This window comes from Paenibacillus sp. FSL W7-1088 (genome assembly GCF_037969855.1).
Taxonomy (GTDB): domain Bacteria; phylum Bacillota; class Bacilli; order Paenibacillales; family Paenibacillaceae; genus Paenibacillus.
This window is the reverse complement of sequence record NZ_CP150216.1, coordinates 4,349,134-4,371,591: the sequence shown is the minus strand read 5'-3', so window position 1 is coordinate 4,371,591 and position 22,458 is coordinate 4,349,134. Positions and strand designations below refer to the sequence as shown.

The 22,458-nt window shown below is 45.0% G+C and carries 23 protein-coding genes and 1 riboswitch; of the genes, 20 read left to right on the top strand and 3 right to left on the bottom strand.

Annotated features, from left to right (window positions below; genetic code table 11):
- The first annotated feature begins 46 nt into the window (after positions 1–46).
- The 11 genes from MKY42_RS19540 to MKY42_RS19490 all read left to right on the top strand — a co-directional run bounded on the left by MKY42_RS19540 (position 47) and on the right by MKY42_RS19490 (position 9,349).
- The gene (locus tag MKY42_RS19540; protein WP_076289114.1) at positions 47–532 is read left to right on the top strand and encodes an ABC transporter permease; all 486 of its coding nucleotides are present in this window, start codon (positions 47–49) and stop codon (positions 530–532) included.
- A gap of 16 nt (positions 533–548) precedes the next feature.
- Positions 549–947 carry a hypothetical protein gene (locus tag MKY42_RS19535; RefSeq protein ID WP_090899877.1) on the top strand — a complete coding sequence of 133 codons (399 nt, stop codon included), beginning with the start codon at positions 549–551 and terminating at the stop codon, positions 945–947.
- Positions 944–1,495: a hypothetical protein gene (locus MKY42_RS19530; protein ID WP_339844069.1), complete on the top strand. Its 552-nt coding sequence runs from the start codon at positions 944–946 to the stop codon at positions 1,493–1,495. Before MKY42_RS19535 ends, MKY42_RS19530 begins: the two co-directional genes overlap by 4 nt.
- Entirely contained in the window at positions 1,482–2,465 is a 984-nt protein-coding gene (locus MKY42_RS19525) for a hypothetical protein (protein ID WP_339844067.1), read from the top strand. Before MKY42_RS19530 ends, MKY42_RS19525 begins: the two co-directional genes overlap by 14 nt.
- A gap of 132 nt (positions 2,466–2,597) precedes the next feature.
- Entirely contained in the window at positions 2,598–4,148 is a 1,551-nt protein-coding gene (locus tag MKY42_RS19520; protein ID WP_339844065.1) for an ABC-F family ATP-binding cassette domain-containing protein, read from the top strand.
- A 64-nt stretch (positions 4,149–4,212) separates the two neighbouring features.
- Positions 4,213–4,322: riboswitch (TPP riboswitch) on the top strand.
- A 238-nt stretch (positions 4,323–4,560) separates the two neighbouring features.
- Positions 4,561–5,235 (top strand): thiamine phosphate synthase, encoded by a 675-nt coding sequence (locus MKY42_RS19515; RefSeq protein ID WP_177185742.1) that lies wholly within the window; start codon positions 4,561–4,563, stop codon positions 5,233–5,235.
- A 4-nt stretch (positions 5,236–5,239) separates the two neighbouring features.
- Positions 5,240–6,469 (top strand): glycine oxidase ThiO, encoded by a 1,230-nt coding sequence (gene thiO, locus MKY42_RS19510; protein ID WP_339844062.1) that lies wholly within the window; start codon positions 5,240–5,242, stop codon positions 6,467–6,469.
- A complete protein-coding gene (gene thiS / locus MKY42_RS19505) occupies positions 6,466–6,669 on the top strand; it encodes a sulfur carrier protein ThiS (RefSeq protein WP_090899859.1) in 204 nt (67 codons plus the stop codon). The genes thiO and thiS overlap by 4 nt, the downstream gene beginning before the upstream one ends.
- A gap of 3 nt (positions 6,670–6,672) precedes the next feature.
- A complete protein-coding gene (locus tag MKY42_RS19500) occupies positions 6,673–7,440 on the top strand; it encodes a thiazole synthase (protein WP_090899857.1) in 768 nt (255 codons plus the stop codon).
- Positions 7,437–8,486 (top strand): MoeB/ThiF family adenylyltransferase, encoded by a 1,050-nt coding sequence (locus MKY42_RS19495; protein WP_090899854.1) that lies wholly within the window; start codon positions 7,437–7,439, stop codon positions 8,484–8,486. Before MKY42_RS19500 ends, MKY42_RS19495 begins: the two co-directional genes overlap by 4 nt.
- A 173-nt stretch (positions 8,487–8,659) precedes the next feature.
- Positions 8,660–9,349, top strand: coding sequence for a response regulator transcription factor (locus MKY42_RS19490; RefSeq protein WP_090899851.1), 690 nt, complete (start codon positions 8,660–8,662; stop codon positions 9,347–9,349).
- Between the two features lie 128 nt (positions 9,350–9,477).
- Here the strand turns inward: MKY42_RS19490 and MKY42_RS19485 are convergent, their stop codons facing one another.
- Both MKY42_RS19485 and MKY42_RS19480 read right to left on the bottom strand, forming a co-directional pair.
- Entirely contained in the window at positions 9,478–9,978 is a 501-nt protein-coding gene (locus MKY42_RS19485; protein ID WP_090899849.1) for a C40 family peptidase, read from the bottom strand.
- Positions 9,979–10,260: 282 nt separating this feature from the next.
- Positions 10,261–10,902: a thiamine diphosphokinase gene (locus MKY42_RS19480; RefSeq protein ID WP_339844055.1), complete on the bottom strand. Its 642-nt coding sequence runs from the start codon at positions 10,900–10,902 to the stop codon at positions 10,261–10,263.
- 186 nt (positions 10,903–11,088) lie between these two features.
- Here MKY42_RS19480 and MKY42_RS19475 point away from each other — a divergent pair, with 186 nt between their 5' ends.
- Both MKY42_RS19475 and MKY42_RS19470 read left to right on the top strand, forming a co-directional pair.
- Positions 11,089–11,757, top strand: coding sequence for a trimeric intracellular cation channel family protein (locus tag MKY42_RS19475; RefSeq protein ID WP_090902466.1), 669 nt, complete (start codon positions 11,089–11,091; stop codon positions 11,755–11,757).
- A 1-nt stretch (position 11,758) separates the two neighbouring features.
- Positions 11,759–12,229, top strand: coding sequence for a low molecular weight protein-tyrosine-phosphatase (locus MKY42_RS19470; RefSeq protein WP_339844053.1), 471 nt, complete (start codon positions 11,759–11,761; stop codon positions 12,227–12,229).
- A gap of 157 nt (positions 12,230–12,386) precedes the next feature.
- On the opposite strand, the gene MKY42_RS19465 is transcribed toward MKY42_RS19470, so the two are convergent.
- On the bottom strand, positions 12,387–13,121 hold the full coding sequence (locus MKY42_RS19465; RefSeq protein ID WP_339844051.1) for an alpha/beta hydrolase-fold protein: 735 nt from the start codon (positions 13,119–13,121) through the stop codon (positions 12,387–12,389).
- 255 nt (positions 13,122–13,376) lie between these two features.
- Here MKY42_RS19465 and pdhA point away from each other — a divergent pair, with 255 nt between their 5' ends.
- The 7 genes from pdhA to MKY42_RS19430 all read left to right on the top strand — a co-directional run bounded on the left by pdhA (position 13,377) and on the right by MKY42_RS19430 (position 22,392).
- Positions 13,377–14,444, top strand: coding sequence for a pyruvate dehydrogenase (acetyl-transferring) E1 component subunit alpha (gene pdhA, locus MKY42_RS19460; protein ID WP_056690070.1), 1,068 nt, complete (start codon positions 13,377–13,379; stop codon positions 14,442–14,444).
- Between the two features lie 105 nt (positions 14,445–14,549).
- On the top strand, positions 14,550–15,527 hold the full coding sequence (locus MKY42_RS19455) for an alpha-ketoacid dehydrogenase subunit beta (protein ID WP_062325380.1): 978 nt from the start codon (positions 14,550–14,552) through the stop codon (positions 15,525–15,527).
- Positions 15,528–15,702: 175 nt separating this feature from the next.
- Positions 15,703–17,013, top strand: coding sequence for a dihydrolipoamide acetyltransferase family protein (locus tag MKY42_RS19450; protein WP_339844049.1), 1,311 nt, complete (start codon positions 15,703–15,705; stop codon positions 17,011–17,013).
- 3 nt (positions 17,014–17,016) lie between these two features.
- On the top strand, positions 17,017–18,432 hold the full coding sequence (gene lpdA / locus MKY42_RS19445) for a dihydrolipoyl dehydrogenase (protein WP_024630356.1): 1,416 nt from the start codon (positions 17,017–17,019) through the stop codon (positions 18,430–18,432).
- 510 nt (positions 18,433–18,942) lie between these two features.
- Positions 18,943–19,737, top strand: a complete 795-nt coding sequence (gene thyA / locus MKY42_RS19440; RefSeq protein WP_090899835.1) for a thymidylate synthase — start codon at positions 18,943–18,945, stop codon at positions 19,735–19,737.
- Positions 19,738–19,792: 55 nt separating this feature from the next.
- The gene (locus MKY42_RS19435; RefSeq protein WP_090899832.1) at positions 19,793–20,281 is read left to right on the top strand and encodes a dihydrofolate reductase; all 489 of its coding nucleotides are present in this window, start codon (positions 19,793–19,795) and stop codon (positions 20,279–20,281) included.
- 623 nt (positions 20,282–20,904) lie between these two features.
- On the top strand, positions 20,905–22,392 hold the full coding sequence (locus MKY42_RS19430) for a glutamate synthase subunit beta (protein ID WP_110001192.1): 1,488 nt from the start codon (positions 20,905–20,907) through the stop codon (positions 22,390–22,392).
- The last annotated feature ends 66 nt before the right edge of the window (positions 22,393–22,458 follow it).

The window sequence follows — 22,458 nt, the reverse complement described above, 5'->3', positions numbered from 1 at the left end:
ACGTCACAGTCTGAAATAAATTAAAAACGATACAGGAGGATTTATCATGAACAATGCATCAAGCGCTTTAAAGGTGGCAGCAGGCATCTTTCTGACCATCGCCCTTATTACAATTGTAGTTCTGTTGTTTATTTCGGCTCAGGAGGCGACCAAAACGGCGCAAAACAATTTTGCCGATATCCAGACCGAATTGTCCCAAGCTGCATTTACGGTATATGACGGAACTACCATTAGTGGGTCACAAGTCACAAACGCGCTGCGTAAATATGCGGACAAAGACCAGTTCGGGATTCAAGTGATTACAGGTAAAAATAAAGGAGGACAATGGTACGGTAATCAGTTGAACATCTCCCAGGATCTCAATAATGCAGATTATGGTTCTGTTATTAAACCTGACGAGAAAGTGGGTGTTATCAACCAGACCATGAGTGAAAAAGACAATCAATATGTCAATCCAAGTGGTAAATTCAAAGCAATTATCGTAAAAGACAAATCCAATGTGGTAAGAGGGCTTATTTTCCAGCAATCCTGACAGGAGTTGGTTTAACATGTCCCAGAATACACAGCAGCTCATGTTGTTCTGTACGGCGGTTGTCCTATTTGTGACAGCCTGCCTGTACGGGCAGCAGAATGTTCGAATTCTATCAGACGCTTTGAATCACTTGGTACAGACGACAGCAGACATGGAAGGACGGTTGAATACCACGCTGCATATAAGCGAGCCAATCCGTTATAGTGGTGCGGAAGTGTTACACACTGTGAGGCAAATGACAGGGACAACAGTCAGCGTGCAGGTGGACGGGATTGCATATGTCATTGATCCCCTTGTAAACAGAAAAGAAACTATTCCTGTCCAGCTTGCTGCATCGTATACACCCAAGTTCATAAGAAGTGAGGCTGGCGAACTGCTGAAGATTGCATTTTGGAAGGAGGCCAGTACACCTTGATTAATGCTGCATCCAAGCTGCTTGCTGTTTTGCTGGCAGTGATTTTGCTTTATGTTTACCCGGCAGCAGAAACTGCTGATCGACAGGATGACATGGCACGTATGACCGTAGTTCAGACGGTTACCCGTTTTGTTGATGCGGTCAGAACAAAGGGATACATTTCCCCTGCCATGTATGCAGAGTTCGAAGAACAGATGGCTCGAACGGGGAACGTCTATGAGATTTCTATGGAGCACTTGCACAAAAAATATGTTCCTCATTACTCAGATACAATGGATCAGAGCACATTCTCTGGTACCTATGAAACTGTACAAGATGGCTACTATGCAGCCCAAATTAAAGCAAAGCTGTTTCCTTCGTCCGGTGTGCAGGCTTTAGACGATCCTGGGCGCAGATATACACTGGCAATGGGGGATTTCTTCACAGTAACCATCAAAAATACCAATCGCACACCTGCCATGCTGATTCGTGAGTGGTTGAACGGGTCTGCACAGGCTGCGGCGGTGTTTACCACATATGGAGGTATGGTGCTTAATGAAGATTACTGATCTCTCCATTGTATTTGTACTTATCTTTTCACCTATATTCTGGGTTATCTCTCACAATACAAACAGTGCTCAAGAGGCTCAATATTTAAGCGATCGGTATAAGATGGCACTTCAGAGTGCCGTACTGGATGCAGGGGCTGTGATGCATCAAAATGAGAAGCAAAACGATGAAGCAGGATATGATTCGACCAAATTTGTAAAAGCGGACAAAGAGCTCGCCTTAGCTACGTTTACCCAAACAATGGCGCTAAATATGGGGATTTTAAATGATCCTGCTGCTATACGGGCCATGTTCAATTACATTCCAGCATTAGTCGTGCTGGATTATGATGGTTATTATATTTTCGCGATCGAAACAGAAATGACCGGAAAACTTGAAGAGTCATTCCGGCAAGTTTGGAGTCCCAAAAAGCCCTATACATATTCTGATTCAAATGGTAACAGTATTAATTTCACACTCGATGGGTATGTGTATGCCTATGACGCAGGTTTGGGCAAGTGGGTGGAGGGTTTCCAGAAAGAATTGGCCTCCAGCACGCAAATCCCCCTGCTTCAGAATGCCGAGACGTTTGAGCAGGTCAGACGAAGCCGGATCGTGACAAGTGTGCAGGAAGATTTGGCAGATGTTATTAACCGCCATAATGAGTTTGCAAGAAGGAATGGTGTTTCCTATACCTTTACCATGCCTTTGATTTCTCAGGAAGACTGGTACAATTCAATTAATGACACGGGGCTTATGGCGTTTATTCAGGGAATTCCTGTAGGTAATCAAAAGTTTAACAACTATGCCATTGGTGGTGGCAGACTGGTGAAGAAAACGGCGATTGTTGGCGGAGTTGATCCGGTAAGTGGGATTAAATACTATTACCCATCCACATGTAACAATGGTTACAGAGCTGAAGAAGTGTTTACAAATGCCAAACAAGCGGCAGCGCAAGGGTATTTTGAGTATAGCTGTTCAAATAATTAAAGGCAGTTTATATGAAATATAAAAGCGAGGTTGCATGAGATGTTTGCATTACTTTCAGAAAAGGCGACACCTGTGCTAAAATAGGGTTTCGGAACGATAGTAATGTCCAATAGATAGGAGCAACCTCATCTTATGAGTTTATTGTCAGTAGAGAACGTGAGTCATAATTTTGGAGACCGCACGTTATTTAAAAATGTATCTTTTCGTTTACTTGCCGGAGAGCGTGTAGGCCTTGTTGGTGCTAATGGTGTGGGAAAGTCCACACTGATGAACATCCTTACCGGGAAATTGTTAAAGGACGAAGGGAAGGTCGAATGGACCCCCAAAGTTCGTTATGGATATCTGGATCAGCATACCAAGCTCACACCTGGAAAAACGATTCGTGATGTGCTTAAGGATGCGTTTCAGCCCTTGCTTGAGTTGGAAAAAGAAATGATGTCCATTACCGATCAGATGGCAGACGCCGATCCGGACAAACTCGAATTGTTGCTGGAAGAAATGGGTGACATTCAGGAGCAATTGGAGCAAGGTGACTTTTATCTGATTGATGTGAAAGTGGAAGAGATGGCAAATGGACTGGGCTTGTCCGCCATCGGTCTGGATCGTGACGTTGCCGCGCTTAGTGGTGGTCAACGTACGAAGGTATTGCTTGCCAAGCTTTTACTGGAAAAACCAACTGCTCTTTTGCTGGATGAGCCAACGAACTATCTTGATGTGGAACACATTGAATGGCTGACGCGTTACCTGAAGGATTACCCGTATGCGTTTATTCTGATTTCGCATGATACGGAGTTTATGAATGAGGTCGTTAACGTTATTTATCATCTGGAATTTGCCAAGTTGACGCGTTATGCAGCGAACTATAACAAATTCCTTGAAATGGCCGACATGAATAAGGCGCAGCATATTGATGCTTATGAGAAACAGCAGGAGTATATCAAGAAGCAGGAAGATTTCATCCAGCGGAACAAAGCCCGTGCTTCTACTTCCGGTCGTGCCAAGAGCCGTGAGAAGCAGCTCGGCAAGATCGAACGGATCGATCGTCCAGACGAAGCGGCCAAACCCACATTTAAATTCAAGGATGCCCGGGCGAGTAGTAAAATCGTCTTTGAGGGCATTGATTTTGAAATTGGATATTCGTATGCATTATTGCCCAAAATGACGATGACGATTGAGCGTGGCGAGAAAATTGCCATTGTTGGCTGTAACGGTGTAGGTAAATCCACACTGCTCAAGACCATCTTGGGAAAAATCCCACCAATCAGCGGTAAGACTTTCTTGGGTGACTATTTGGAGACAGCCTATTTCGAACAGGAAGTACGTGCAGGAAACATTACCCCGATTGAAGATGTGTGGAATGAATTTTCTCATCTGACACAGAATGAAGTCCGGGGGCATCTCGCACGTTGTGGATTGAAAAATGAGCATATCACCCGTCCGCTTAACGCGCTTAGTGGTGGTGAACAAGCCAAAGTTCGTTTGTGTAAACTTCTGATGCGTGAAAGTAACTGGATTTTGTTCGATGAGCCTACAAACCATTTGGATGTAACGGCCAAAGCAGAGCTGAAACGTGCCTTGCAAGAATTCAAGGGTACCGTGCTGCTCGTATCCCATGAACCTGATTTTTATGAAGATTGGGTTACCAAAACGTGGGATGTTGAAGCTTGGTCCGAGAAACAATAACGTAATAATTGGAAATGTACGGTGACAAAAAAAGGTGTCTATGGTAACATAGGCTACAGCTTCATATGAACACTAGGGGGGCCGCACGATGCGGCTGAGATGGAAGAATGCGATTCCGGACCCTTTGTACCTGATCTGGATCATACCAGCGTAGGGAAGTGGCGCGTTTCAGCTAATGACAAAGGGCGTTATCGATAACTTTGCGATATGGCCTGCAAGATGATTCATGCGGTTTCTAAGTATACAGCGTTGCGACTATGTTGGTTTCTGTAGTTGTTATGCATTATGTATATATAGAGTAATCCCATGCGACAGTCATTCAGTTGATCCATGAATTCTAAATTCGTGGCCACTCCCCTACGGGAGTGGCTTTTTTGTTGTTTTATATCCGCTTAAATCATACAAGAGGAGGGTGAACAGGACGGAAATCTTCCACGAACAGTTAACAACACGATTATTCGAACTGCATGTGGTTTCACCAGGTACAGGAGACTTGGACTCTTTTCTGAATATTGCTAAGGATATATGGCGGTGGGTCGATTATATCCACATACGGGAAAAAAAGCTGCCCCTTGAGCAACAGATGTATTGGGCGCAAAGTCTCAGAACACGAGGTGTCCCATTTAACCGAATCATTCTGAATGGCTCCACTCAGCTTGATCATCATGCGTTGCTTGGTGGTGTGCATTGGGGTCAAGCAGTTATTCGGAAATACGATAAGGATGTGTTGAGGAGAAACAATCGGCTTCGCGTAGGAGTATCGGTTCATTCTCTGGAAGAAGCAAAAGTTGCAGAAGAACGTGGAGCGGATTATCTCTTTTACGGGCATGTATATGCCTCACCCAGTAAACCAAATTTCGAGCCCAGGGGACTTGCTTCGTTAGCAGAGGTATGCGCTAAAGTTTCAATTCCGGTCATCGCGATTGGTGGGATTGCAACGGAGAATATTGCTGCCATTCGAACTGCTGGTGCCCGTGGAGCCGCTGTGATTTCGTCGATTTGGACGAATGATCAGCCGGAACTGGCTGCCGCTGCATTGCGACTGGCGATTACGGATTCAGAGAAATACGCCGAACCAAGGAGATGATGCCATGAGAAAGGAAGCAAGAAGCCGAAGCGGGAATCGTTCAGGGTATCATCCAGGCACAGTATCGAGGAGTAAAGTTGGAGCAGAATTTCGAGGCAAGCTTCATGCAGAAACCATTATTGTAGGCGGAGGCGTTATCGGTTGTGCTATCGCATGTGAACTCGCTACCCGAGGTTATGACGTTCTTCTGGTTGAGCGTGCTCGGATCGCTGGTGGAACTTCCTGTGCAGCCGCAGGCATGCTTGCCGCTGACAGTGAGGAATTTACTCATGCTGTGATGGCAAAGCTTGCCCGGCAGAGCAGAGCTTTGCTTCATGAGCAGAAGGAACGAATCAGTGCGCTTAGCGGCGTTGAAATGGGGCTGCAACAGCAAGGTTTTATTACTCCTTTTCGCTCATACAGTGAGGTCAGCAGTTACAAGAATAATCGATGGTCTACCTTATCTACAGAACATATTTGGTGGGATCGTGTCGCTGTCCAACAGGAAGCTTCATGGTTAAACAGGGATACGTATGGAGCATTTTACAGACCTTCCGAGAGCGAGGTTCTTCCTGTCAACTTAACGCAGGCTTATGTCAGATCTGCTCAAGCCATGGGTGCAAGGGTGATGGAAGGTGTACAGGATGTCCGTTTGCATACGGATGTGAATGGAGTGCAAGGGATCGAGACTTCAATAGGAACGATGACATCGAGAAATGTCATTATTGCTACAGGGTTACATGGTGAAGAATTGATGAGACATGTGGGTCTGAAATCGCCTGTTTTACCAGTAAAGGGAGAGATTGCAGCCGTGCAGTTTTCACCTCACCATGCCGGGTACAGGCCAGACAAAACGGTGTATGCAGAGGATATATATATTGTTCCCAAAGCTAATGGAGAAGTATGGATCGGTGCAACAAGCCTTCCTGGAAGAACAGATATGAACGTTTCGGTGCAAGGCATTCAGAAGCTGCTTGCAGCTGCAACAAACTGGATACCTGGCATAAAGGAAGCCCATTTTATCCGAGCGTGGGCGGGTGTCCGTCCTTCGACTCCGGATGGATTGCCTTATGTGGGGGCTTGCGAAAGTGTTCCCGGTTTATTCGCTGCTTTTGGACACTATCGTAACGGCATATTGCTTAGTGCGATTACAGCGAGCCTCATGGCTGACTTGATTTGTGGCAAAACCTCGGAAGAGCTGGGGATTCAGGACCTTAGTCCAGAACGTTTGAACACAAAGGAGATGTTGCAGTGAATATCATTGTCAACGGACAAACCATGCAAATTGAAGATAGCTTAAATCGTGTGGACAAATTGCTCCATTCATTTAATTTGCAAGTAAAAACCGTCGTGGTTGAGTTGAATCGTCAAATTTTAACGCGGGAATATCATGAAACGACCACTTTAAGAGACGGAGACCGAATTGAAATTGTACATTTTGTGGGAGGCGGTTGAATCATGTTGAGGATTGGGAGTTATACGTTTGAGTCAAGATTGCTTATGGGTACAGGCAAATTTTCGGACTTGGAAGTGCAGAGCCAGGCGGTTGAAGCCTCAGGTACGGAAGTATTAACGTTCGCCGTTCGGCGTTTGAATCTGGAAGAGCGCAACAAACAGCACTTTCTGGACACCCTGGACTTGAAAAGGTATACCCTTCTACCTAATACAGCGGGTGCTTCAACAGCAGAGGAAGCTGTGCGAATCGCTGAACTTGCTCGAGCGTCAGGGCTTTGTGATATGATAAAAGTAGAAGTTATCGGCGATGGAATCACTTTGCTTCCTGACCCAATTGAAACCTATAAAGCTTGCGAAATTTTGCTTGAAAAAGGCTTTACGGTACTGCCTTATATCTCGGACGATGTTATGCTGGCCAAACGATTGCAACTACTCGGCGTACATGCTGTTATGCCTGGGGCTTCACCGATAGGGGCGGGAAGAGGCATTATTAATCCCTATAACCTGGAGATTATTATTGAACAAGCCGTCGTTCCTGTTATTGTGGATGCAGGACTTCGAGCACCTAAAGATGCTGCTTATGCGATGGAGCTGGGAGCTGACGGTGTTTTGTTGAATACGGCTGTGTCCGGATCCGGAGATCCGGTGAAGATGGCGAAGGCAATGCGATTGGGGGTTGAAGCAGGTAGACTGGCTTATGAGGCAGGCATGATTCCCGTTAAGCGCTATGCAGCAGCGAGCAGTCCCGCGGAAGGAATGGTTCACACATGACTAATCAGACACGATCTTCTGAACAGGGAGACCGCTATTCCAGACAGGAACGGTATGCACCTATCGGTAAAGAAGGTCAACATCGATTGAATAACAGCAGAGTATTAATTGTTGGAGCGGGCGCGCTTGGTACGGGCATTGCTGAAACGCTGGTACGTTCAGGAATTGGCCATATCACCATTGCAGATCGTGACTATGTGGAGTGGAGCAACCTGCAGAGACAGCAATTATATATCGAGCAAGACGCCATTCAGCGAATGCCCAAAGCGATGGCAGCAAAGAAGCGCCTATCTGACATTAATTCTACTGTTGAGGTTGTAGCCAAAGTGATGGACGTCAGAGTAGACGAACTGGAGGAACTGGTTCAGAATGCAGACTTGATCATGGATGCCACAGATAATTTTGATACCCGGCTATTAATAAATGATATGTCTCAAAAGTATCGTATTCCCTGGATTTACGGCGGATGTGTGGGCAGTTATGGAATTACCTACACATTTCTACCTGGCGAAACACCTTGTTTGAACTGCTTATTAGGTGAGGTTCCGTTAGGTGGGGACACCTGTGATACGTCAGGCATTATTCCTCAGGCGGTGCAGATGGTTACAGCTAATCAGACTGCGGAAGCGATGAAGTTTCTCAGTGGTAATTCAGGTGCGCTGAGACGCAAATTGTTATCATTCGATGTGTGGAGAAATGAATACATATCCATTAACGTCGATGGTGCCCGGAAAGAAGATTGTCCATCCTGCGGAGCAAAGGCTAACTATCCGTACCTCTCTGCCTCAAACTTGGAAAAAACCGACGTACTATGTGGCAGAGATACAGTACAGATTCGCCCTTCACGGCGAATGAATCTGGATCTACAGCATACGGCTGATCGCCTCGTTAAGCTGGAGGAAGGCCGCGTGGAGGCTAATCCGTTTTTGGTTTCTTTTACAACTGGAGCGCACAGGATGGTCATTTTTCAGGATGGTCGCGTCCTTGTTCATGGCACAAAAGATACGGCAGAGGCGCGTACGCTGGTTCATCGGTACTTTGGTTAAAGAAGAAAATGAATGTTCCGAGTCCGTTCCTTCCGGGAATGGACTTTTTCATTTTACGGCATGATAACTATACAACAATGCTGCGATACACAACGGTCACAAGATTGTGGAGTTCAAGTGTAATTTAAACCAACAAATATGTAGCAGCGTATAAGACAGGCCGGGTGAAAAAAATGAAAACATCCATATTACTGGTTGGCAGGGGCGAGCTGGTATCTTCTACTCAAGGCATACTGTGTGCTGAAGGCTACCAAGTCGAGCAAATGGAATGGACAGATCTGAACCGTCTTTCTGAACTAACACTCACGAATCTCAATATGATCATATTAATAAATGAAGGATGCCATGAAGCTACCCTAAAAAATGGACTGGAGTCCTTCGTACACATAGGAGTTACTTCTCCATTGCTTGTCATAACTCCCAAGATATCGCCTGAATTAATTGTGGAATTGCTCGATTATGGCGCTAACGATGTGATGGAAGCACCTATTCACGATAAGGTGATGATGGCCAGAATACGGAATCTTTTACGTGTGTTCTCGCATACATCACAGGAAGATGAAGAAGTCATTGTAGTGCATGATCTCAAGGTTAATCTGCGTTCACGTCGCGTAAGTCGTGCAGGTGAATATCTGGTGTTGACTCCGAAAGAATACGAATTGCTGGAGTTCTTGGCGCGTCATGTGAACGAGGCATGTCCCCGGAGTGTTATTTTGAGGGAAGTATGGGGATATGATTTTGCAATGGATACGAATGTGGTAGATGTGTATATCAAACATTTAAGGGTAAAGGTAGATAAGGGAAGGAGCGTCAAATTAATTCATACCGTGCGTGGAGTCGGTTATATGCTTCATACCCAATAAAAGCGGGGCTAACGAATTGCCTGTTTTCCACATAACTCCTGTTTGAGCTGAGAATTTCATTGGGTAAATATAAAAGGACCGGATCATTAGATCCGGCCCTACTCGCTTCTTTATCTTCAAAATATGAGCTACAGTACGCGGCGAGCTTTAATATATGTTTTTTTCCAGTTCCCCGAGTTCAAGTCGGAAAGAGTTACACCTGGTGATCCGTACGTGTGCAGAATTTTTCCGTCGCCTGCATATACGCCTACGTGAGTAATATTGGAGCCTGTGGAGCGACTACCGCTGGAGAAGAAGACCAGATCTCCAACTTGCAGATTAGCTTTAGATACAGCTACGCCTTCTTTGGATTGCTTAACGGATGTACGTGGCAAATCAACACCATACTTTTTAAAGATGTATTTCATAAATGAAGAGCAGTCAAAATTTTGTGTAGTTGAAGTTGAAGCGCCAAATTTATATGGAGTTCCTGTAAAGGTTTTACCATAGTTCACAATTTGTTGTCCTGTGGATACAGAAGCGCTTGCTGCCTGTGCAACAGGTGCATTCGTCATTAATACAGCTCCAAAACCTAGTGTAGCGCACAACCCGACGGTTACGGCCTTTTGGACAAAGATGTTTGTTTTCATGTGAGTACCTCCAAAATTCGTTTTCGTTTAGTTGCTAGAGCGAGTATAACAGCTTTGTAACAGCCTAGAAATTGGATGGAACCTGATCATCCTTAGGGCCGCAACAGTTTGGGTTTGTTTATTAAAATACCATTAAAAATGTCAAAAAATTAATCATTGACGAGCCTTGAACGTTACAAATATAGAAAAGACCCTTGATATATCAAGGGTCTTTGATGTTTTATTTGATTATTTTTAATCTAAATCATAGGTTACAAAAACGTAATAAGTATAAGCGGAAGGTTAATCTTTGCTTTGAATAATGAGTAATAACCCGCTATCGATTGAGACGGTGCCAGTCTTTCCGAGCAGTTTGTTGCTAATCCCCAATGATTGACCCATACGTATAGTTGCTTGATCAAGCGGGTACATGAAACCTTCCAGCGTAATACCTGTTACTTCATTAGTGAGTGGGAGCAGGGAGATGTACTCATATCCACGGTCTTCCACATCAGCTTCGGAGGTCGTTAGCATCATATAATTGTGTTCATCCTGCAGAGTGCAGGAAATATGATGCTGCATAGCGCGGACCATAATATGTACGTTAGCCAGTGTATGATCCATGCGAGTGCCCGTTGCACCCAACATAAGAATGTCAGACGGCTCGAGATCCAACGCTATTTCAAATGCCATCTCGGTATCCGTCAAATCCTTATGCACCGGATCGCAGGTGATTATCCGTTCGCTGTTATCTCGTACACTCTCCCGTTCCTGCTCGGTAATGGAATCAAAATCTCCTACTGCGATATGTGGCTGTACCCCGTTTTCTATTAAGAATAACGCCCCACGATCGGCCGCGATAATAAGGTCATCTTTACCGATTTCATTTAGAAATTGGGGAGAGAGATTTCCGCCCGTAAAAATAACAACTCGTTTCTTAGTCATTCTATTTCATCCTTCCTGATCAATAAAAAACAATTCACTTCTAATTAAGGTGTTAATATGATGCAAAAATCATTCACAAAACCAGTATAATCCACAAAATGTGGTTGCACAATTTCGGCATGCGCGGATACAATGGGTAGAGCAACATGGAGATGACTTGAAAAGTGAGGTTTGAACAGGTTGGACTTGCACATTTTTGAAGTATTCAGCATTATAGGTACCATCGCATTTGCAATGTCCGGAGCTTTCGTGGCAATGGAAGAGGAGTATGATATTTTGGGCGTGCTGGTGCTGGGTCTGGTGACCGCATTCGGAGGCGGAGTCATTCGTAATGTTCTCATTGGTGTACCCGTAACGATGCTGTGGAGCCAGGGAATGCTGATTATGCTCGCTCTAATATCTGTCGCGATTGCGTTTGTCCTTCCTCTTAAGTGGATTGGTCATTGGAAGCGGACTGAAGCGCTGTTTGATGCGATCGGACTTGCAGCATTTGCGATTCAAGGGGCGTTATACGCGGCCGATATGGGACATCCCATTAGTGCGGTTATTGTAGCCGCAGTAATGACCGGTATAGGCGGAGGGATCATTCGTGATCTGCTGGCAGGAAGAAAGCCGTTGGTACTGCGCGATGAAATCTATGCTGTGTGGGCTATAACAGCTGGTTTCGCCATAGGTATGGGATGGTTTACAACGAACGCTGGACTGTTAATATGCTTCGCCGCCGTTGTGTTCTTCCGGATGTGCTCTGTTCATTATAAATGGAAGCTGCCACGTCGTTCCCTGGTACAAACGGAGAGTGTAAAACCTCAGACAGCACCAGCGCCACTTAACCGCACCTTGAGTAAGGGGGAATAACATGATTAACGTTTTGTTTGTATGTTTGGGCAACATATGCCGCTCGCCGATGGCTGAGGCTGTCCTCCGTCATAAAGTGAGTGAAAGAGGACTTGACCAGCAAATTTTAGTGGACTCCGCAGGTACAGGAGACTGGCATGTTGGCAAACCACCGCATGAGGGGACTAGAGCATTGCTGGATTCCTATAAAATTTCTTATGCCAATATGGCGGCAAGACAATTTGCGAGTGCAGACTTCACCCATTTTGATTACATTATATGCATGGATGATTCCAACGCAGCTAACGTAAGAAGTGTAACAGGTGGTGCAGATGCGGATATTATCAAGATGATGGATCTGCTGCCGGACGAGACGCTCCGTGAAGTACCCGACCCGTATTATACAGGGAATTTTGAAGAAGTGTACAGGCTGGTTGATGCCGGTTGTGACGTGTTGCTGGATCGGATTGAAAAGGAACATTCTTTGATATAACATCGGTTACATTTGCTTGGAATGACAAGTGAGATACAACAGAAGAAGCCGGGCGGACAAGCAGGAGAACCTGCTTCTTTTTTGAGTGTTGATGTAAGCGGTATCATGCGATTGCAAAACAAAAGCGGCATTTCAGCCGCCCTGTTCAATGATCGAATTAATTTTCCTGAAAAAAATAAAGCAATGCTTCCGGCAGCTCGTTCTGCCAGAATCCCCATTGGTGATGCCCGTCTTTCTCCTGATAGGAGACAAGCGCACCTCGTTTTTCCAGCAAATCACGGGTATCGCGGTTTAATTGTACAAAGTCATACGTGCCGGTGTCGGCTTTAAAGGCAGTCTCCTGCAAACCAACAATCATCCAGATCGATAACCAGGACAAGTCTTCAGCTGCAGCGTAGATTTCCTGGGAAGCGGAGTAGTACGCTCCGGACATGCTGATGACACGTGTGAACAGGTCAGGATAGAGTAGAGCAAGATGAAGCGAAACGCTGCCACCCAATGAGTCGCCGGCAAGAACACGTTCCTGCGGAGAGCGGCGCACAGGATATTTCTCTTCTACATAGGGAATAATCTCTTCAGCGAAGCATGAGGTATACGCCTTGAACCGATCGCCGAAAGGGGCGTATTCCTGAGTTCTTACTGACACGTCAACCTGAACTCCTACTATAATGAAAGGTTCGGCTCCCTCGTCCAGAATGATACGGTTGGCAGTGGTGGCAATACGTCCAAAGTTGAAAAATTCTTCACCGTCCTGACAATAAACGACAGGGTAGGATAACAATTCGTTATAACCTGGGGGAAGATAAATTCGTAGTGTTCGCTTCTCTCCAAGATAGCGGCTCTCAATCTCTTCCTTCACAATCGTGCGTTTCAAATAGCGGGAATCCGTCATAAAACGTCACCTTTCTCGGTTAATTTTTGCATTCGACCGCGCAATACGGTAAGATTAACCTTGTGCGGGGATAGGTCAAATACGCAAACATGTATTATGCTGTTATACCAATATTAAGCCCCTGTTATACATACAATCCGGAAGGAAACATAAAAAAGTTACGGATATCTTTGACGTATGCAGTGAAACAGGTGTATAATAATATTATAACAGCGGAACTTGATATTCAAATTTTTTGTTGAGGTGAAGAAAAAAATGAGCAAGGTTCCTTATGAAGTATATACGGAGGATGTAGAAGCTCTGTCCGTGCTGTCTCCTGACGGCGAAATCGTTAACAAAGACATGATGCCTAAACTTTCCGACGATCAATTAAAAGAAATTATGTACCGCATGGTATTTACCCGTACTTGGGATGACCGTGCAGTAAACCTGGGCCGTCAAGGTCGTCTTGGTTTCTATGCTCCAGTGTCTGGTCAAGAAGCTACAATGGTTGGTAGTGAATTTGCAATTGAAAAAGAAGACTTTGTATGTCCTGGCTATCGCGACATTCCGCAACTCGTGTGGCACGGACTTCCTCTTTATCAAGCGTTCCTGTACTCCCGTGGACACCAACATGGTGGACAAATCCCGGATGGCGTTAATGTATTGATGCCGCAAATCATCATTGGTGCACAAATCCTGCACGCAATGGGTATTGCTATGGGTTACAAATTGAAGAAACAAAAACAAGTTGTAATTACGTACACAGGTGATGGTGGTTCTTCAGAAGGTGACTTCTACGAAGGTCTGAACTACGCTGGTGTTTACAAATTGCCTGTAATTTTCTTCGTACAAAACAATGGTTATGCCATCACAACTCCTTTTGCCAAACAAACGGCAGCTCTGTCCATCGCTCACAAAGCGGTAGCAGCAGGTATCAAAGGTGTTAAAGTTGACGGTATGGACATCTTCGCAGTTATCAAAGCAGTTCAGGAAGCTGCTGAACGTGGTCGTAACGGTGAAGGCGCAACTCTGATCGAAGCAGTAACTTACCGTTTCCGTCCTCACTCCCTTTCTGACGATGCTTCCAAGTATCGTACGAAAGAAGAAGAGGCTGAGTGGAGCGTAAAAGATCCAATCGCGCGTTTTGCTAAATATCTGGAGAAAAAAGGTCTGTGGACTGAAGAAGATACAGCACGTGTGAAAGAAGAAGCAAAAGCTAAAGTGAATGAAGAGATCAAAAAAGCGGAAAAAACCGAGAAAATGACGATTTCAGGCTTGATCGACAGCATGTTCGAACAAACGCCTAAGCACTTGGAAGAGCAAAAAGCTGATTTCCAATAAGTTTTTTCCGATAAAGCATAAACATCCGGGACGGGTTCCGGTGTCCCGGTATACATGTATGAATTCAAATGTGAACTGTCAATGTTTAAGGAGGAAATGAAGCAAATGGCACAAATGAACATGAAAGAAGCAATCCGTGATGCGCTTCGCGTTGAGTTGAAACGTGATCCTAACGTTCTGCTTTTCGGTGAAGACGTAGGTAATGTAGGCGGCGTTTTCCGTGTAACGGAAGGTCTGCAAAAAGAGTTTGGCGAAGAGCGTGTATTTGATACTCCACTCGCTGAGTCCGCTATTGGCGGTCTGGCTGTAGGTTTGGGTGTTCAAGGCTTCCGTCCGGTTGCCGAGATCCAATTCGTTGGTTTTATCTTCGAAGCCCTTGACCAAATGGTAGTTCAAGCAGCTCGTATGCGTTTCCGCTCTGGCGGTAAATACAATTCTCCAATCGTATTCCGTACACCATTCGGTGGCGGTGTAAAAGCAGCAGAATTGCACACAGATTCCCTTGAAGGTTTGCTTACACAAACTCCGGGGATCAAAGTGGTAGTTCCTTCTAACCCTTACGATGCAAAAGGTCTGATGATCGCTTCTATTCGCGATAACGACCCTGTATTCTTCATGGAGCACTTGAACCTGTACCATGCATTCCGTGCAGAAGTACCTGAAGAAGATTACACTGTTGAGCTGGGCAAAGCGAACGTTGTTCGTGAAGGTTCTGATGTGACGATCATTACTTACGGTATGATGGTTCACACTTCTGTGAAAGCAGCAGAAGAGCTCGAAAAACAAGGAATCAAAGTTGAAGTTATCGACCTTCGTACGGTTAGCCCGATCGACATCGATACAATCGTTGCTTCCATTAAGAAAACAAACCGTGCAATTGTTGTACAGGAAGCTCAAAAGAGCGCAGGTGTTGCAGCTGAAGTCATTGCCCAAATCAATGAAAAAGCAATCCTGCACTTGGAAGCACCGGTTCTGCGTGTAGCTGGTCCGGATACTGTATATCCATTTGCACAAATCGAAGATACATGGCTTCCTAACCCAGCGCGTATCGTTGCTGCGGTTAACAAAGTCGTAAATTTCTAATTTAATCATCTGACATGCCGCAAGGCGCAGTATGGTGATCCACACCGCAGCGCAAGCTGCACTGTAAACAGCCATTAGCCCCTTGAGTAACAGTTTATTGCACTAGCAGTAACGGTTGTTTCTTGGAGTTAAGGGTTGTTTTCAGGATTGAGACATAATCAAGGAGGTTTTTCAGTTGGCTAAATTTGAATACAAATTCCCTGAACTGGGCGAAGGCCTTCACGAAGGCGAAATCATCAAGATGCACATCAAAGTCGGGGACAAAGTAACTGACGACGACATCATCATGGAAGTACAGAATGACAAAGCGGTCGTTGAAGTACCTTGTCCGGTTAACGGCACAGTAACAGAAGTATTCGCAAAAGATGGCCAAGTTTGCCACGTTGGCGAAGTTGTTGCAATCATCGACGCTGAAGGCGAGCTTCCTGAGCAAGACGATGCTCCTGCAGGCGAGCAAGAAAAAGATGCAGCTCAAGGTGGAGCTGACACAAGCGGTTCTTCCGCAGCAGCTTCCAGCTCGGATGCAGCAAAAGAAGGCGGAAACAACAGCGTTCCGGCAGTGCCTGCCAAAGACGTTCTGGCAACACCAAGCGTGCGCAAATTTGCCCGCGAACAAGGCGTAGACATCGCTCAGGTTAACGGTACTGGCAACAACGGTAAAGTTACCAAAGAAGATGTTGAATCCTTCAAAAACGGTGGCGGTTCTTCCGCAGCGGCATCTTCCGCAGCTCCGGCTCAAGAAGAGAAAAAATCCGCAGCACCAGCAGCAGCAGCTGATCAACGTGTGGAAGAAGAGCGCGTACCATTCAAAGGTATCCGTAAAGCAATTGCCAATGCGATGGTTAAATCGGCTTACACAGCACCTCACGTTACAATCATGGACGAAGTGGACGTAACTGAGCTGGTTGCTTTCCGTACTCGCATGAAACCTATTGCTGAGAAAAAAGGTACAAAAGTTACTTATCTGCCATTCATCGTTAAAGCTCTGGTTGCAGCTTCCCGTGAGTTCCCAGCATTGAACGCTATGATTGATGAAGAAGCTAATGAAATTGTATACAAAAAATACTACAACATCGGTATCGCTACAGATACAGACAACGGTTTGATCGTTCCTGTTATCAAAGATGCTGATCGTAAATCCATCTGGATGATCGCTGATTCCATTCGTGATCTGGCAGCTCGTGGCCGCGATGGCAAATTGAGCGCGAACGAAATGAGAGGAAGCACAATCTCCATCAGTAACATCGGTTCTGCTGGCGGTATGTTCTTCACTCCGATCATCAACTTCCCTGAAGTTGCAATTCTAGGAACTGGACGCATCAGCGAAAAAGCCGTTATCAAAAATGGCGAAGTTGTTGCTGCACCTGTAATGGCTCTTTCCCTGAGCTTCGACCACCGTATCATCGATGGCGCAACAGCACAAAACTTTATGAATTACATTAAACAGCTGCTCGCTAACCCTGAGCTGCTTGTTATGGAGGTGTAAGATATGGTAGTAGGCGACGCTTCTCTCAATATCGACACATTAGTAATTGGTGCGGGTCCTGGTGGCTATGTAGCTGCCATCCGTGCTGCTCAACTGGGCCAAAGCGTATTGATCGTAGACAAATCCGAACTGGGTGGCGTTTGTTTGAACCGTGGATGTATTCCATCCAAAGCCCTGATCTCGGCTGCACACCAATATGAGTCTGCATTGCACGGCGAAGCTTTTGGTATCTCTGCTGAGAACGTAAAAGTGGACTTCAGCAAAACTCAAGAATTCAAAAACGGCGTTGTTAAGAAAATGACTGGCGGCGTAGCTGGTTTGCTCAAAGGCAACAAAGTTGAAGTTTTCAACGGTGAGTGCATGTTCATCAACGAAAACGAAGCTCGTGTATTCAATGATCACGAGTCTCCGCGTTACAAATTCAAAAATGCAATCATTGCAACAGGTTCCCGTCCAATCGAGCTGAAACCTTTCCCGTTTGGCGGACGCATTCTGTCTTCGACAGAAGCTCTGAACTTGCCTGAAGTTCCAAAAAGCATGATCGTTATCGGTGGCGGTTATATCGGTGCTGAGCTTGGTCAAATGTACTCCAAATTCGGTGCAAAAGTAACAATCATCGAAGGTTTGGATACGGTACTGCCAGGTTTCGATAAAGACATGACTAGCCTCGTAGCTAAAAACATGAAGAAAACAGGCATCGAAATCGTAACGGGTGCAAAAGCTGAAAGTGCTGAGCAAACGGATAAAGATGTAACTGTTAAATATTCTGTAAACGGTGAATCCAAAGAAGTAACTGCAGATTACCTGCTCGTTACTGTTGGACGTCGTCCTAACACAGACGGAGAGCTTGGTCTGGACCTGATTGGCGTAGACGTTGACGAGCGTGGATTCGTTAAAGTTGATCACCAAGGCCGCACTAGCATTCCTCACATCTTTGCAATCGGTGATATCGTATCCGGTCTGGCACTTGCCCACAAAGCTTCTTATGAAGGTAAAGTGGCTGCTGAAGCGATCGCAGGACAACCATCTGTAGTTGACTACAAATGTATGCCGGCAGTTGTGTTCACAGATCCTGAGTGCTCCAGCGTAGGTTACACTGAGAAAGAAGCTAAAGAAAAAGGCTACAAAGTAAAAGCTGGCAAATTCCCTTATGCGGGTAATGGCCGTGCTGTATCTTTGAACCACGCTGAAGGCTTCGTGAAAATCGTTGCTGACGAAGAAAGCGGCCTCGTGTTGGGTTGCCAAATCGTAGGTCTGGAAGCTTCCAACCTGATTGCTGAGCTTGGTCTCGCAATCGAAATGGGTGCTACTCTGGAAGATTTGGCGCTGACTATTCACGCTCACCCAACTTTGGGCGAAATCGTGATGGAAGCTGCGGAACTGGTTATGGGTCACCCGATCCACATCATTTCCCGCTAATATCGTCTAAGCTTCGGATTCGTCCGGCATTATACGTAAATCAGAAGAGACGAATGACGTTAACGCGTTGTTCGTCTCTTTTTTCTGAGCAAAAGCCGAGAAATTCAAGATACCAGTGTATATGATATGATGAAAAGTTACACACTCAAAAGGTTTAGTGAATTGATTTTATCCAACAACTCAATTGTGGTACACTGTAGTAATGATCAGTTATGATGTGGCTCCAAGCCAATCACGGTCTATATATTTAGTATTTAAGTTAGTTAAACTAACCTTTTACACGAGAACGTAGAGGACAGAAAAAACCTGAAGATGCGGAGCTAAAAGCTTTCTGAAGGAAAGCTGCATCGGAAGCATACGCTTCGCCTTTATCCCCGGATTTTATACTTTTGGAAAAGGAAATCAAAAAAATCTGGGGATAACAGCGATCGGAAGGTTGTTCTGTCATCGGAGTGGTAAGTGTAAATATTCTTTAGTTTAGTATGAAAAAAAGTGCGAGGGGAATATAATTTGAAAAACTATCTCGATTTATTACAGGATATCTTGGATACAGGCGTGCATAAAGGAGATCGCACCGGAACTGGAACACAGTCGGTATTTGGCAGACAGCTCCGTTATGATTTGTCCGAAGGGTTCCCGCTGGTAACAACCAAACGAATCCATCTGAAATCAGTCATTCATGAATTGTTGTGGTTTTTGAGTGGGGATACGAACATAGCCTATCTGAAGGAAAATGGTGTGAAGATCTGGGACGATTGGGCCGACGAGAATGGCGACCTGGGTCCGGTATATGGATCACAATGGCGTACTTGGGAAGCACCTAACGGGGAGAAGATCGATCAGATTGCTGCTGTTATTGATTCGATCAAAAATAATCCGGATTCACGGCGTCACCTCGTTAGCGCCTGGAATGTGGCGGAGATTAACCACATGAAACTGCCTCCTTGTCATTTCGCGTTTCAGTTCTACGTGGCTGAGGGTAAACTATCATGTATGCTTACCATGCGTTCTGTAGATACGTTCCTCGGACTGCCATTTAACATTGCCAGCTATGCGCTGCTGACACATATGATTGCACAGCAGTGTGATCTTGAAGTGGGAGAGTTCATCTGGTCCGGTGGGGACGTTCATATCTACTCAAACCATGTGGAACAAGTGAAAACTCAGCTGGAGCGCGAGCCATTTGCGCTGCCTAAGTTGGTAATCAAGCGTAAGCCGGATTCCATTTTCGATTATACGTTTGATGATTTTGAGTTTGAGAACTATCAGCATCATCCGGGTATTAAAGCTCCGATTGCAGTATAAGTGCGTGATTTGGAGCAATCTCTAAACAGACACGGATTGAAGGAGTGTGTAATCTTTGAGCATTGAACTTGTATGGGCGATGGGCGAGAATGGTGTCATTGGTTTGAATAATTCCATTCCGTGGCGTTTGCCTAAAGATATGGCCTTTTTCAAGCAACGTACGTTAAACAAAACAATTATTATGGGACGCAATACATGGGAGTCCTTTGGGGGAAAACCGCTTCCGCAACGCCGGAATATTGTCGTAACCAGAGATCTGAACTACAAAGCAAATCAGGCTGAAGTGGTGCATTCGATTGAAGAGGGTCTGGAAGTTACAAAAGGCGAAGAGCTTTGCGTTATTGGCGGCTCCCAGGTCTATCGTGAGTTTTTGCCGCTCGCAGATCGTCTGGTGGTGACCAAAATTCATGAGGATTTTGAGGGGGATACCTTTTTCCCGGAAGTGGATTGGTCGGAGTGGGAGCTAACAGAACAGATCGAAGGCGAGCAAGATGAAAAAAATGTTTATGCGTATACGTTTGAGTTCTATGAACGAAAACAGTAAAAGGGACATAAAATGAAGTAGAAGAGCCCCAACATGCGCTATTTACGAAATAGAAGGGCGCTGATTTGCGAAACATTCGTGAACAGCGTTTTTTCTTTTAAATTATTTAATAAAATTACGAAATGACATATAAATAACATAAAGGTGACGCTGTATTAACAGAAGTATGAATATAATACATAGCCTCTAAAACACTCTGTGGTAAAAAAGTATAAAAAATGTAGGATTTCACCGTTGTAAAGTCCTAAAATGAGATATTATTCGGATTTTCTGGCGTAAAATAGCATAAACTGTTGTTTTTAATGACAAATTACCTCACATTCAAATGACGTTTCGATCGTTTTTCCTTTAAATAAACGCCTAATTTCAAATAGCCATACCTTAGAAATAACCATTTTAAGGGTATTGACCATGGGTAGACTTGGACGATATGATGTATAAAATACAAATAATTATTCGGATAATCCATTTAATATTCAGCATGCAAAGTGCTACTATAATTGAAATATCTTCGAGAAGATTTTGTGATACAATATACAAAAACTCAAACATGAGTAATCCATTTCATATAGAACCATGCAGATGAAGGGATTAAGACAAGAACGGATGGGGGAAAACGTAAGATGTCTACACCTACTGGATTTATGGAATACAAACGGCAGCTGCCTGCGGACCGCCAACCAGCGGAGCGGGTTAAGGATTGGGAAGAGTTTCATAAACATATGGCTGAAGAAGAGCTCAGAACACAAGGTGCACGATGCATGGATTGTGGTACCCCGTATTGCCATACAGGTATAGATATGACTGGCGGAACGTCGGGTTGCCCTGTGCATAACCTGATTCCAGAATGGAATAATCTGGTATATCGTGGTTTGTGGAGAGAAGCACTTGACCGTCTGCACAAAACGAATAATTTCCCTGAGTTTACAGGTCGTGTCTGTCCTGCTCCTTGTGAAGGATCATGTACAGTGGGACTTATCGGTGAACCTGTAACCATCAAAACGATTGAAGAAGCGATTATTGAAAAGGGTTTTGAAGAAGGATGGGTGGTTCCTCAGCCTCCAGAGAAACGTACAGGTAAACGAGTAGCAGTTGTAGGTTCAGGTCCTGCGGGACTGGCTACTGCAGCTCAGTTGAACAAAGCGGGTCACTCAGTGACGGTATACGAGCGCTCTGACCGTGTCGGCGGTTTGCTGATGTATGGTATCCCTACCATGAAATTGGACAAAAACGTCGTTCAGCGTCGTGTTGATTTATTGGAAGCAGAAGGCATTCAATTTGTAACGAACACGGAGATCGGTAAAGATATTGCTGCGCAGCAACTGGTGGATGATTATGATGCGGTTGTTCTGTGTGGCGGTGCAACCAAACCACGTGAGTTCAACATTGAAGGCAGTGACTTGAAAGGCGTACACTACGCGATGGATTTCCTGAATGGCAGTATCAAAAGTTACCTGGACTCCAATCTGGAGGATGGAAACTATCTGTCCGCACAGGACAAGGATGTTATCGTCATCGGTGGCGGGGATACTGGTTCCGACTGTGTAGCTACATCGCTTCGCCATGGTTGTCGAAGCATTACACAATTTGGTACACATACTCAGGCTCCTATGGAACGTGATCGCATTAATAACCCTTGGCCGCAATTCCCGAACGTATATACTCTTGATTATGCACAGGAAGAAGCGAAAGCATTGTTCGGTGACGATCCGCGTGAGTTCTCCATCATGACAACCAAATTTGTGGGTGACGATGAGGGTAACCTCAAAGAACTTCACACCGTTCAAATTGAACGTATTGTAGATGAGACAGGACGTAAAATCTATCAGCCTATTCCGGGTACAGAGCGCGTCTTCCCAGCTCAAATGGCCATGATTGCTATCGGTTTTGACGGACCGGAACAGACTTTGGTGGAACAACTTGGACTTGCAACAGACCGTCGTACCAACGTTAAGGCACGTTACGGCAAATACAATACCAATGTGGATAAAGTATTTGCAGCAGGTGACATGCGTCGTGGTCAAAGTCTGGTTGTATGGGCAATTAATGAAGGTCGTGAAGCTGCCCGTGAAGTGGACAAATACTTGATGGGTTCTACAGTTCTCGTATAATGAGTTAATGAGCGACAAGTGGATATGTATTTGCAATTATGAATAGAATATATAACTGATACAACA